14 protein-coding genes and 1 tRNA gene are annotated in these 12,079 nt (G+C 71.5%); 2 read left to right on the top strand and 13 right to left on the bottom strand.

What is annotated here, in order from left to right; translation table 11 throughout:
• Nucleotides 1–123: 123 nt before the first annotated feature.
• The 12 genes from K1X13_RS15270 to K1X13_RS15215 form a co-directional block, all read right to left on the bottom strand.
• Nucleotides 124–888 (bottom strand): YebC/PmpR family DNA-binding transcriptional regulator, encoded by a 765-nt coding sequence (locus K1X13_RS15270; RefSeq protein WP_221025865.1) that lies wholly within the window; start codon nt 886–888, stop codon nt 124–126.
• Nucleotides 889–900: 12 nt separating this feature from the next.
• Nucleotides 901–1,548, bottom strand: coding sequence for a pyridoxal 5'-phosphate synthase glutaminase subunit PdxT (gene pdxT, locus K1X13_RS15265; RefSeq protein WP_221025864.1), 648 nt, complete (start codon nt 1,546–1,548; stop codon nt 901–903).
• A 158-nt stretch (nt 1,549–1,706) separates the two neighbouring features.
• Complete coding sequence (locus tag K1X13_RS15260) at nt 1,707–2,276, bottom strand: DUF6891 domain-containing protein (protein ID WP_221025863.1); 570 nt, start codon at nt 2,274–2,276, stop codon at nt 1,707–1,709.
• Between the two features lie 14 nt (nt 2,277–2,290).
• Nucleotides 2,291–3,214: a pyridoxal 5'-phosphate synthase lyase subunit PdxS gene (pdxS, locus tag K1X13_RS15255; RefSeq protein WP_221026102.1), complete on the bottom strand. Its 924-nt coding sequence runs from the start codon at nt 3,212–3,214 to the stop codon at nt 2,291–2,293.
• A gap of 116 nt (nt 3,215–3,330) precedes the next feature.
• Entirely contained in the window at nt 3,331–3,894 is a 564-nt protein-coding gene (locus K1X13_RS15250) for a hypothetical protein (RefSeq protein ID WP_308249573.1), read from the bottom strand.
• A complete protein-coding gene (locus tag K1X13_RS15245) occupies nt 3,870–4,991 on the bottom strand; it encodes a glycosyltransferase family 4 protein (RefSeq protein ID WP_221025862.1) in 1,122 nt (373 codons plus the stop codon). Before K1X13_RS15245 ends, K1X13_RS15250 begins: the two co-directional genes overlap by 25 nt.
• A gap of 4 nt (nt 4,992–4,995) precedes the next feature.
• Entirely contained in the window at nt 4,996–5,931 is a 936-nt protein-coding gene (locus K1X13_RS15240) for a phosphatidylinositol mannoside acyltransferase (protein ID WP_221026100.1), read from the bottom strand.
• Nucleotides 5,931–6,539: a phosphatidylinositol phosphate synthase gene (gene pgsA / locus K1X13_RS15235; protein WP_221025861.1), complete on the bottom strand. Its 609-nt coding sequence runs from the start codon at nt 6,537–6,539 to the stop codon at nt 5,931–5,933. Before pgsA ends, K1X13_RS15240 begins: the two co-directional genes overlap by 1 nt.
• Before the next feature lie 86 nt (nt 6,540–6,625).
• The gene (locus K1X13_RS15230) at nt 6,626–7,198 is read right to left on the bottom strand and encodes an HIT family protein (RefSeq protein ID WP_221025860.1); all 573 of its coding nucleotides are present in this window, start codon (nt 7,196–7,198) and stop codon (nt 6,626–6,628) included.
• Nucleotides 7,195–9,174 carry a threonine--tRNA ligase gene (gene thrS / locus K1X13_RS15225; protein WP_221025859.1) on the bottom strand — a complete coding sequence of 660 codons (1,980 nt, stop codon included), beginning with the start codon at nt 9,172–9,174 and terminating at the stop codon, nt 7,195–7,197. The genes K1X13_RS15230 and thrS overlap by 4 nt, the downstream gene beginning before the upstream one ends.
• 139 nt (nt 9,175–9,313) lie before the next feature.
• Nucleotides 9,314–9,385: transfer RNA gene (locus K1X13_RS15220), tRNA-Val, on the bottom strand.
• 38 nt (nt 9,386–9,423) lie between these two features.
• Nucleotides 9,424–9,915: a PGPGW domain-containing protein gene (locus K1X13_RS15215; RefSeq protein ID WP_221025858.1), complete on the bottom strand. Its 492-nt coding sequence runs from the start codon at nt 9,913–9,915 to the stop codon at nt 9,424–9,426.
• 237 nt (nt 9,916–10,152) lie between these two features.
• Here K1X13_RS15215 and K1X13_RS15210 point away from each other — a divergent pair, with 237 nt between their 5' ends.
• Together K1X13_RS15210 and K1X13_RS15205 are read left to right on the top strand one after the other, a co-directional pair.
• The gene (locus K1X13_RS15210; RefSeq protein ID WP_221025857.1) at nt 10,153–10,566 is read left to right on the top strand and encodes an SsgA family sporulation/cell division regulator; all 414 of its coding nucleotides are present in this window, start codon (nt 10,153–10,155) and stop codon (nt 10,564–10,566) included.
• 67 nt (nt 10,567–10,633) lie between these two features.
• Entirely contained in the window at nt 10,634–11,194 is a 561-nt protein-coding gene (locus K1X13_RS15205; protein WP_221025856.1) for a CGNR zinc finger domain-containing protein, read from the top strand.
• A gap of 40 nt (nt 11,195–11,234) precedes the next feature.
• Here K1X13_RS15205 and K1X13_RS15200 read toward each other — a convergent pair whose 3' ends face one another.
• Entirely contained in the window at nt 11,235–12,056 is an 822-nt protein-coding gene (locus K1X13_RS15200; protein WP_221025855.1) for an aminotransferase class IV, read from the bottom strand.
• Nucleotides 12,057–12,079 lie beyond the last annotated feature (23 nt).

The following is a 12,079-nucleotide window of genomic DNA, read 5'->3' as shown; positions in this document are numbered from 1 at the left end:
CCCCTTCCGGCCGGCCAGCAGTGTCCGAACATGTGTTCGGACAAACCTAACCGAGCCGCCCGCCCATCCTCGGCGCGACACTCCGCCGCACGGAGGAGTCGGCGGGGGGCGGGGAGACGGGAATCACGCGTCGAGGGCCGCCATGACGTCCTCGGGCACGTCGAAGTTGCCGAAGACGTTCTGCACGTCGTCGAGGTCCTCGAGCGCCTCGACGAGGCGGAACACCTTGCCGGCGCCGTCCTGGTCGACCTCGACGGTCATCGTCGGGACGAAGGACGCCTCCGCCGAGTCGTAGTCGACGCCGGCGGCCTGCAGCGCAGTGCGCACCGCGACCAGGTCGGTCGCCTCGCTGATCACCTCGAAGGAGTCCCCGATGTCGTTGACCTCCTCGGCACCGGCGTCGAGCGTCGCCTCGAGGACGTCGTCCTCGGAGACGTCCTTGCCGTCTTGGGACTTCGCGACGATCACGACGCCCTTGCGGTTGAACATGTAGGACACCGAGCCCGGGTCGGCCAGGTTGCCGCCGTTACGGCTGATGGCGGTGCGGACCTCCATCGCGGCCCGGTTCCGGTTGTCGGTGAGGCACTCGATCAGCAGCGCGACGCCGCTGGGGCCGTAGCCCTCGTACATGATCGTCTGGTAGTCCGCTCCGCCGGCCTCGGCGCCCGAGCCGCGCTTGACGGCGCGGTCGATGTTGTCGTTGGGGACCGACGACTTCTTGGCCTTCTGGATCGCGTCGTACAGCGTCGGGTTCCCGGCGGGGTCACCACCGCCCATCCGCGCCGCGACCTCGACGTTCTTGATCAGCTTCGCGAAGAGCTTGCCGCGCCGAGCGTCGATGACGGCCTTCTTGTGCTTCGTGGTCGCCCATTTGGAGTGGCCAGACATGAAGAGTTGCCCCTACTTCCGCTTCGCAGGTGAACCGTCCGCCGCGTCCAGCCTCGACTGGACCATCCCGACGAACAGAGCGTGCATTCTGTGGTCCCCGGTGATCTCGGGGTGGAACGACGTGGCGAGCAGGTTCGCCTGCCGAACGGCGACGATCCTACCCACCGCCTCCCCGCTGGCGATGCGGGCGACGACCTCCACCTCCTGCCCGACCTTCTCCACCCAGGGCGCCCGGATGAACAGCGCGTGGAACGGGACGGCAAGGTCCTCCACGTCGAGGTCGGCCTCGAAGGAGTCGACCTGGCGGCCGAACGCGTTGCGCCGGACGACGACGTCGAGCCCGCCGATCGTCTCCTGGCCGGGCACGCCACCCTCGATCTGGTCGGCGAGCATGATCATCCCCGCGCAGGTGCCGTACGCCGGCAGGCCGTTCCGGATCGCCTCGCGCAGCGGCTCGAACATGTCGAAGGTGCGGGCGAGCTTGTACATGGTCGTCGACTCGCCGCCGGGCAGGATGATGCCGTCGAGGTCGGCGAGCTCACGGGGACGTCGCACGGGTACGGCGCGGGCACCCGCGCGCTCGAGCATCGCGACGTGCTCGCGGACGTCGCCCTGCAGGGCCAGGACACCGATCTGGGGAAGGTCGCTCACGCGTCCCATGGTAGGTGGCCGTCCGGTCCCCCGGCTCCGGACGGCCACCCGAACATGGCCGAGATCCGAGGTCACGCAGTCTGCTGCCCGTCCGGACGGCGGCGCCACCCTTTGGGGGGACAACCACCCGTCCGGAGGGCGTCAGAGGCCCGAACGGACGAGGACGATCAGGACGATCCGTTCGGAAGCCGACGCCGCCAGCGGGCGGAGACCTCCACCCGGCCCTCGTCGAAGTGGGCCGCGAGACCGTGCCGCGCGAGCACGGCCAGCACGTCGTCCAGCAGGGCGTCGCCCGCGGCGACGTTGGCGGTGCTGCCGTGCCAGACGTTCACCTCGAGCATGCCCTCGTCGATCGCGTGCCAGACGTCCGGCGGCGTGAACCAGGCGACGCCGCGGGGCGGGTCGCCGGCCCGGGCGTCGAGGAGCGCCTTCGCCGCCCAGTGGTCCTCGCAGCCCTGCAGCACCTCGACGCCCAGACCGGCCAGGTCCGTGAACGCCGCCTGGAGGCGGTCGTAGTCGGTCTCGGCCGGCCAGGCCGCCTGGTCGGCGAGCAGCTCGGCGCGGAGCTCCGCCACCCACGACCGGGCCAGGCCCTCCGGGTCGTCCAGGTCGGGCAGGTCGGTGGTCACGGCGAGCAGCACCTCGTCGTACAGCTGCTGCTCGCCGAGCAGGCCCGCCCGCACGCACGACCGCGCGAACTCGCGGACGTGCTGCTCGGCCGGGACCCTCTCCGGCATCCGGTGGGCTCCGGCTACCAGCCGCGCTCGGCGAGCCGGTGCGGCTGCGGGATGTCGTCGACGTTGATGCCGACCATCGCCTCGCCCAGGCCGCGCGAGACCTTGGCGACCACGTCGGGGTCGTCGAAGAAGGTGGTCGCCTTGACGATCGCCTCGGCACGCTGCGCGGGGTTGCCGGCCTTGAAGATGCCGGAGCCGACGAAGACGCCCTCGGCGCCGAGCTGCATCATCATCGCCGCGTCGGCGGGGGTGGCGATGCCGCCGGCGGTGAAGAGCACGACCGGCAGCTTGCCGGCCTCGGCGACCTCGCGGACCAGCTCGTACGGCGCCTGGAGCTCCTTCGCCGCGACGTACAGCTCGTCCTTCGGGAGGCCCTCGAGCCGGCGGATCTCCGCACGGATGGTGCGCATGTGCGTCACCGCGTTCGAGACGTCACCGGTGCCGGCCTCGCCCTTGGAGCGGATCATCGCCGCGCCCTCGGTGATCCGGCGCAGCGCCTCGCCGAGGTTGGTCGCACCGCACACGAAGGGGACGGTGAACATCCACTTGTCGATGTGGTGGGCGTAGTCGGCCGGGGTCAGCACCTCGGACTCGTCGATGTAGTCGACGCCGAGGCTCTGGAGCACCTGCGCCTCGGCGAAGTGCCCGATCCGGGCCTTGGCCATGACCGGGATGGACACGGCCTCGATGATCCCGTCGATCATGTCGGGGTCGCTCATCCGGGAGACGCCGCCCTGGGCGCGGATGTCGGCGGGGACCCGCTCGAGGGCCATCACGGCGACCGCGCCGGCGTCCTCGGCGATCTTCGCCTGCTCGGCGTTGACGACGTCCATGATGACGCCGCCCTTGAGCATCTCCGCCATGCCGCGCTTCACTCCGGAGGTTCCCTTCGTGGGCGACACCGTGGCTCCGGCGTCGTTCTGGGTCCCCGTCCGGATCTGGTTCTGCGTGTCAGTCACGGTCAGCCTTCTTGCGTCAGGCGGGCATGCGTCGCCCGCCGCGAGATGTGGATGCGACCAGCCTACGGCGCGGCCGGGCGAAACCGGCAACCGGCTCAGGCCGCGACCAGGGCGGGCGGCGGGTCGTCGTCGAGGTCGACCGCCTCCGGCGCCGGCGCCCGGCCGGCCAGGCCCAGCCAGCGCACCCGGCGTCGCGACCGCAGCGCCCGGGCCGAGGCCACCACGTCGTTGTGGAACCGGCGGGCCAGCTCCACCTTGCGGCAGTCGTCGGCCAGCTCCTCCAGCAGCGGCCCGACGTCCGGGGACGTGACCAGGCCGGTCACCTCGGCGGCGTCGGCGAGCACCGCCCGCAGCGCCTCGGAGAGGTCGGACTCGGCGGACTCGAAGTCCTCCGGCGACGCGGCGCGTGCCTGGTGGGCGGTGTCCACGAGCAGGAGCGAGCGCGCGGGGTCGAGCGCACCGGAGGTGGCGAGCTCGAGCGCCGTCCCGGACCGGTGCAGCAGCTGCGTGTCGAGCGACGCCCGGGCGACGTCGATCCGGTGGTGGATCCGGTCGAGCCGGTTCGCGGTCCACGACAGCCACAGCCCGAGGGCCAGGAGTACGACGAGGGCGGGGACGAGCCACAGCCACTCCATCAGCGCACGCTCCTCGACGCGCACCCGATCACCGTCTCGTAGACCTGCACGATCCTGCCCGCGACGGACGACCAGTCGTAACGGCGTACCGCCGCGGTCGCGGCCTCGCGCAGCGGCCCGCGGGCCAGGTCGTCGCGGAGCAGCGTGACCACCTTCCGCTCCAGGTCGGCGGCGTCCTCGTTGCGGAACCCGGTGCCGTACGCGCCCTCGCCGAGGACCCGGCGGAAGGCGGGGATGTCGCTGGCCAGCACCGCGGTGCCCGCGGCCATCGCCTCGATCAGCACGATCCCGAAGCTCTCGCCGCCGGTGTTCGGCGCGACGTAGAGGTCCGCGGTGCGCAGCGCCGAAGCCTTCTCCGCGTCGGTGACCCGGCCCAGGAAGGTCACCTGGTCGCGCAGTCCGGCGGGGACCCTGTCGTGTGCCGCCGAGACGTCACCGCCGCCGACGACGAGCAGCCGCACCCCGGGCGAGGCCTCGGCGATCCCGGGGAAGGCGTCGAGGAGCAGGGGCAGGCCCTTGCGCGGCTCGTCGATGCGGCCCACGAAGCACAGCGTGCAGCCGGGGCCCTTCCAGTCCTCCCGGACCTGCGCGTCGGCGAACCGGTCGACGTACACCCCGTTCGGGATGACCACCGGCTCCCCGCCGATGTGCTGCACCAGGGTGTCGCGGGCGTACTCGGACACCGCGATCCGGGCGGTGATCTTCTCCAGGGAGGGGCGCAGGATCGACGCCGAGGCCGACATCGCCCGCGAGCGCACGTTGCTGGTGTGGAAGGTGGCCACCACCGGGCACTCCGCCGCCCACAGCGCGAGCAGCGAGAGGCTCGGCGAGGCGGGCTCGTGCAGGTGGATCACGTCGAAGTCGCCCTCGCGCAGCCACCGCCGCACCCGGGCCGCGACGACGGGGCCGAAGCTCACCCGGGCGACCGACCCGTTGTAGGGCACCGGGACCGCGCGGCCGGCGCGGACCACGTACGGCGGCAGCGACTCGTCGTCCTCGGTCGGCGCGAGCACGGACACGTCGTGCCCGAGCCCGAGGAGGGCCTCGGCGAGGTCCTTCACGTGGTTCTGCACCCCGCCGGGGATGTCGAGCGAGTAGGGGCAGACCAGGCCGATCCGCATCAGCTCACCCCCGGTTGCCGTAGCGGGCGGGGTCGAGGTCGGCGACGAACACCTTCTGCATCATGTGCCAGTCCGTCGGGTGCGCACGGAACTCCTCGGTGAACCGGTCCGCGACGGCCTGCATCATCGCGGAGACCCCGTCGTCTCCCTCGGCGTGCGGGACGGGCGCGTGGAAGGTGACCTCCAGGTCCTGGCCGACGTAGGCCAGCGTCGCGGGGAGCAGGGCCGCGCCGGTACGACGGGCGAGGACGGCGGGTCCGCGGGGCATCCGGGCGCGCTCGCCGCACAGCGTCACCTCGATCCCGGTGCGGCTCAGGTCGCGGTCGGAGAGCAGCGCCACGAGCCCACCGGCCCGAACCCACTCCTCCAGCCGCACCAGCGTGTCGCCGTTGCCGGTGAGGGGCAGGATCTCCATGCCGAGCGAGCGCCGGTAGGCGACGAACTCGTCGTAGAGCCGGGCGGGCTCGAGCCGCTCCGCCACGGTGAGCAACGGCATCCCGGTGGCGCAGGCCCAGGTCCCGGCCCAGTCCCAGTTGCCCATGTGCGGCAGCGCCACGACCACCCCGGTGCCGCTGGCGTACGCGTCGCGGATGTGGTGCTCGCCCACGATCCGGGTGCGGCGGACGAGGTCCTCGACCGGCCACGACGGCAGCCGGAACGACTCGCACCAGTAGCGCAGGTAGGAGCGGACCCCCTCGCGGGTCAGGTCGTCGAGCGCGGCGTCGTCCAGCCCGGGCCGGACCCGGGCCAGGTTCGCGCGGAGCCGGCGGACACTCGCCCCGTCGCGGCGGTAGACCTCGTCGGCGATGCGCGCGAAGACGGCGCGGGCGGCCGGCTCGGGGAGCCACCGCACGAGGCGCCAGCCGGCGACGTACCCCGCGGCGGTGGCGTGGTCCGCGGAGGCGGTGGCCGCGCGGCGCAGGCCCGGGAGCGCCACCATCACGCGGCCGCCCTGGCCTGGCTGCGCACCGAGAGCACGCGCTGCAGCACGGTGACCGTGCTCGCGGCGGCGAGCACCCACAGCGTCAGCGGGATCAGCACCGGGAGGTCGAAGATGTCGCTGAGGCCGGTCATCACGAGGATCGCCGCGAGCCGGTCCGCCCGCTCGGCGATCCCGCCCTTGGCCTCCATGCCCAGCGACTCGGCGCGGGCCCGGGCGTAGGAGGTGACCGACCCCATCACCAGGCAGTACAGCGCGAGCGCGGCCAGCGCGTCGGACCCGCCGGGGCCCACGTAGTAGAGCACCAGGCCGCCGAAGACCGCGGCGTCGCCGAGCCGGTCCAGCGTGGAGTCGAGGAACGCGCCCCACTTCGAGGAGGTGCCCGACATCCGGGCCATCGTCCCGTCGAGCAGGTCGGAGAACACGAACGCCGTGATCACCAAAACGCCGACGAGCAGCTGGCCGCGCGGGAAGAAGACCAGCGCACCGGCCACCACCCCCACCGTGCCGACCAGCGTGATCGCGTCGGGGCTCACTCCCAGGCGCAGGAAGAACCTGGCGATCGGGGTGAGCAGCTTGGTCCAGAAGGCACGGAATCGGTTCAGCATCGCGAGAGCAGGCTACCGGCTGAGCGCCCGCCGGGAGGGCGACCCACCGCGACCCGTGGTGACTGTCGCGACACAGTGTCCGCGGCTCAGTGCCAGGCGGCGGCGAGCAGCTCGCGGGTGTCGCTCATCAGCTGCGGCATGGTCCGGGTGCGGCCGATGATCGGCATGAAGTTCTGGTCCCCGGACCACCGGGGTACGACGTGCTGGTGCAGGTGCGCGGCGATCCCGGCACCGGCCACGCTCCCCTGGTTCATCCCGATGTTGAAGCCGTGGGCGCCGCTCACCGAGCGGATCGTGCGCATCCCGGCCTGGGTGAGTGCGGCGATCTCCGCGGTCTCCTCCGACGTGGCCTCGGTGTACTCCGGGATGTGCCGGTAGGGGCACACCAGCAGGTGGCCGGGGCTGTACGGGTAGAGGTTGAGCACCACGTAGCTGAGCTCGCCGCGGTGCACGACGAGGCCCTCGGCGTCGTCGAGCCTCGGGATCCGGCAGAACGGGCACTGGTGTCCCGCCTTGGCGTCGGCCGGCTTGTTCTCCCCGCGGATGTAGGCCATCCGGTGCGGGGTCCACAGCCGGTCGAGCTCGTCGGGGACGCCGACCCCCTGCTGGTGCAGGAGGTCGGGCTCCCCGTCGTACGTCGGCCCCTCGCCCTGGGTCATACCTGGATCCGGCGCTCCACCGCGTCGACCACGCGGGCGATGGCGTCGTCCACCGACACGCCGTTGTCCTGCTCGCCGTTGCGGTACCGGAAGGACACCGCGCCGTCCTCGACGTCACGGTCGCCGGCGATCACCATGAACGGCACCTTCTGCAGCTGCGCGTTGCGGATCTTCTTCTGCATCCGGTCGTCGGACTCGTCGACCTCGACCCGGATGCCGCGTTCACGGAGCTGCTCGGCCACCTTCTGCAGGTAGTCGTTGTGCCGCTCCGCGATCGGGATCGCGACGACCTGCACCGGCGCGAGCCAGGGCGGGAAGGCGCCGGCGTAGTGCTCCACGAGCACGCCGTAGAACCGCTCCAGGGAGCCGAACTTGGCCGAGTGGATCATCACCGGCTGCTGGCGCGAGCCGTCCGCGCCCTGGAACTCGAGCTCGAACCGCGCGGGCTGGTTGAAGTCGTACTGGATGGTCGACATCTGCCACGTGCGGCCGATCGCGTCGCGGCACTGCACGGAGATCTTCGGGCCGTAGAACGCGGCGCCACCCGGGTCCGGGACCAGGTCCAGGCCGGTCTCGGTGGCGGCGTCCTCGAGGATCTTGGTCGCCGCCGCCCACTCCTCGTCGCTGCCGATGAACTTGTCCGACTCCGGGTCCCGGGTCGACAGCTCGAGGTAGTAGTCGTCGAGCCCGAAGTCCTTCAGCAGGCCGAGCACGAAGCTCAGCAGGTGCTTGATCTCCCCCGGCGCCTGCTCCGGGGTGACGTAGGAGTGGGAGTCGTCCTGGGTCATGCCGCGCACCCGGGTGAGACCGTGCACGACGCCGGACTTCTCGAACCGGTACACCGACCCGAACTCGAAGAACCGCAGCGGCAGCTCGCGGTAGGACCGCCCGCGCGACCTGAAGATCAGGTTGTGCATCGGGCAGTTCATCGCCTTGAGGTAGTAGCTGCTCCCCTCCATCTCCATGGGCGGGAACATGGTGTCGGCGTAGTACGGCAGGTGGCCGGAGGTCTCGAACAGGCCCTGCTTCGAGATGTGCGGGGTGCCGACGTACTGGAACCCCTCCTCGATGTGCCGCTGGCGGACGTAGTCCTCCATCACCCGCTTGAGCACGCCGCCCTTGGGGTGGAACACGACCAGGCCGGAGCCGATCTCGTCGGGGAAGCTGAACAGGTCGAGCTCCCGGCCGAGCTTGCGGTGGTCGCGCCGCTCGGCCTCCTCGAGCCGGTGCAGGTGCTCCTCGAGCGCCTCCTTGGACTCCCAGGCGGTGCCGTAGATCCGCTGGAGCTGCTTGTTCTTCTCGTCGCCCCGCCAGTACGCCGCGGCGCTCCGCATCAGCCTGAACGCCGGGATCCGCTTGGTGGTGGGCAGGTGCGGGCCGCGGCAGAGGTCCTTCCACGCCAGCGAGCCGTCGCGCTTGAGGTTGTCGTAGATGGTCAGCTGGCCGCCACCGACCTCGACGTTCGCGCCCTCGGCCGCCTCCTCGGAGCCGCCCTTCAGGCCGATCAGCTCGAGCTTGTACGGCTCGCCGGCCAGCTCCTCGCGCGCCTCGTCGTCGGAGATCGCGCGTCGGGAGAACTTCTGGCCCTCCTTGACGATCTTCCGCATCCGGGACTCGATCTTCTCGATGTCGTCGGGGTGGAAGGGCTCGGGTACGTCGAAGTCGTAGTAGAAGCCGTCGGTGACCGGCGGGCCGATGCCGAGCTTCGCTTCGGGGTAGAGCTCCTGGACCGCCTGGGCCATCACGTGCGCGGTGGAGTGGCGCAGGATGTCGCGGCCGTCGGCGGAGTCGATGGCCACGCCCTCGACCACGTCGCCGTCGGCCAGCTCGTAGGCGAGGTCCCTGAGCTCGCCGTTCACGCGCGCGGCCACCACCGAGGAGTCCTCGGCGAACAGCTCCCAGGCCTTGGTGCCCGTCGTCACCGCTCGCTCAGCACGCTCTTCTGCGCTGACAACGGCGACCTTGGTCTCGGACACGGGGCTCTCCTCGGAAGACGGGAATCCTGACGGACGTGGCCGATCGTATCTGCCGCCGCCGCTCCCCCGCGCCCCGGTTTCCGCCCCGGACGCACGAGAGCCCCCGGCCTCGTGGAGGTCGGGGGCTCTGGTCTGCGGGTGGGCGATACTGGGTTCGAACCAGTGACCTCTTCGGTGTGAACGAAGCGCGCTACCACTGCGCCAATCGCCCGCTGCGCCGGAAAGAGTAGCGCATGCCGGGGGTGGTCTTCACATCCCGGGTAGCTCCGGCATCCAGCCCGCGACTCCCTGCAGCCAGTTCCAGCCGTCCACGGCGAGGACCGGCCAGTCGTAGGCCGTCACGTACGCCGCGACGGCGCCGACGACGAGCAGCAGCACGAGCCCGGCCAGGAGCAGCCGGCGGCGGCGGACCTTGGGGTCCATCTGCTCGGCCTTGACCCTCGCCTCGTGCGCCTTCTCGCGGGCCTTGACGAGCCAGCGGTCGGCCCAGGCGTACTCGGAGGCAAGGATCGCGAGGCCGAGCACGATCCCCACGATGCCGGGACCGGGGGTCACCATCATCACGATCCCGGTGCCCATCACGAGGACCCCGACGACCGTCACGACGATCTTGGTGGTCAGCGCCAGGGCCGGGTTGGCGTGCAGGCGGCGGTACAGCCTGCCGCGCTCACGCGTGCCGGCCGGCGGGTCGTCGTCGGTCGTCGCGGCGGTGCTGGTGTGGTTGGCGGGGTTGGTACTCACGTCACCTCGTCGGGCTGGTTCTAGACCACTGGAACGAGCCTAGCCTCGTCCGCCAACGCCGGCAGCCGGTCAGATCAGCCCAAACCGGACGCTTCGAGGGGCCGCGTCGTGTCCCCCGAAAAAAACTTTGACGATCGTGATTCGTTCGGCGTCATACGGACAACCTGAGTACGTCTCCTCCTCGAACCTGAAAGGGAAGGTGGCCAGGAAATGGACTACTCGATGGAAATGGCTCCCGTGGCTGTGACGCAGTGCGTGACGCTCGAGCTGATCGACGCCACCGGAGCCTCGACGCCGCTCGAGGCCGAGCTGCAGTACGACCCCAGCGACCCCTACGCGGTCACGACGGTCTTCATGACCGGCCGCAGCCAGGTGCGCTGGACCTTCGGACGTGACCTCCTCACCGAGGGGCTGTACGAGCCCTCGGGGGACGGCGACGTACACGTCTGGCCTTGTCTCGACGTCGACGGCCACGCGGTCGTGATCATCGAGCTGTGCTCCCCCGACGGCGAGGCGCTGGTCCAGGCCAGGACCGGGGACCTGTCGGCGTTCGTGGAGCGGATGAGCCGGGTCGTACGCCCCGGTGCGGAGTCCATGCACGTCGACGTCGACGCCACCATCGCCGCGATCCTTGAGGCCGAAGCCGCCTGAGCCCCGCGTTCGTTAGTCTGCTGGTCCGGTCATCTCGACCGGGCCAGCGCGACGCAGGGAGCCGACAGTGCTGTTCAGCCACGACACCGAGCACTCACTCGCCTGTGTCGTCGACCTGGTCAACTCGGAGCCGTCCACGGCCACCGACGAGCTCCTGGGCGACCTCGAGGCGCTGAGCAGGTTCGTGGAGCGGCACGCGGTCAGCGAGGTCGGCACGCTGACCGACGCGGACCTCCGGGCCGTCCACGACCTCCGTGCCCGGATCCGCCCCGTGTTCGGGGCCGCCACGGACGGCCGTGCCGCGGAGATCGTCAACGGGCTGGTCTCCGAGGCTCCGGTGACGCCCCGGCTCACCGCCCACGACGGCTACCCGTGGCACGTGCACTACTTCTCCCCCGGCGCCGGCCTCGCGGAGCACCTCGCGGTGGACTGCGGGATGGCGCTGGCGCACGTGATCTCACTCGGCGAGCGCGACCGCCTCCGCACCTGCGAGGCCCCCGACTGCGACCAGGTCCTCGTGGACCTCTCCCGCAACCGCTCCAAGCGCTACTGCGACGCGCGCACCTGCGGGAACCGGCTGCACGTCGCGGCCTACCGCGAGCGCCGCCGCGCGGAGACGCCGGGCTGACGCCCCGTCACCACTCACCAGAGCCCTGGGCGACGATCGGTCACGGGTCGAGGCTCTCGCGCTCCTTGCGCTGCCAGGTACGCGCGACCTCGCGGGTGACCGGTCCCGGCGCGGGCAGCTCGCGGCCGTCGCACGCCCGCACCGCCTGCACGTCACGCGTCGTGGAGACGAGGAACACCTCGCTCGCCTCTCCGAGTACGTCGACCGGCTCGTCGACCTCGCGGCCGCCGTACCACTCGAGCACCAGCGCGCGGCTGATCCCGGCCAGGCAGCCGGACGCCAGCGTCGGGGTACGCAGCTCGCCGTCGAGCACGTAGAAGACGTTGGAGCCGGTGCCCTCGCACAGGTTGCCGGCGATGTTGGCGAAGATCGCCTCGCTGGCGTGCCGGTCGGCGGCGTAGGCCAGGGCGACGACGTTCTCGCCGTACGACGTCGTCTTGAGTCCCGCGAGCGCGCCCCGCTCGTTGCGCGGCCACGGCACCGTGACCACCGACGTCGGCCCCTCCCAGGCCTCCATGGCGCCCGCGGCGACCACGAGCGTGGGCGGGTTGCTGCCGCGGCCGGAGCCGAGCGGGGCCTCTCCCCCGGTGTAGGTGATCCGGATGCGCCCCAGGGGCAGCTCCTGACCGTCGAGGACCGCCGCCACCCCGCGTCGTACCTCCGCCTCGTCGAAGGCGGGCAGGCCGAGGCCCTTCGCGGACCTGGCCAGCCGGACGAGGTGCCGGGTCAACGCGAACGGCTGCCCGTCGACCACCTTGACCGCCTCGAACACGCCGTCGCCGACGGTGAAGCCGTGGTCCGTCACCGCCACCGCCGGGGCGTTCGCGCGGTCGAGAAGCTGTCCGTTCACCCATGCACGCATGGGGCCGAGCCTAGGCGTGGCGG

The organism is Nocardioides jiangsuensis, assembly GCF_019679455.1.
GTDB classification, from domain to species: domain Bacteria; phylum Actinomycetota; class Actinomycetes; order Propionibacteriales; family Nocardioidaceae; genus Nocardioides_C; species Nocardioides_C jiangsuensis.
This window is presented reverse-complemented; position numbering and strand designations above follow the sequence as displayed.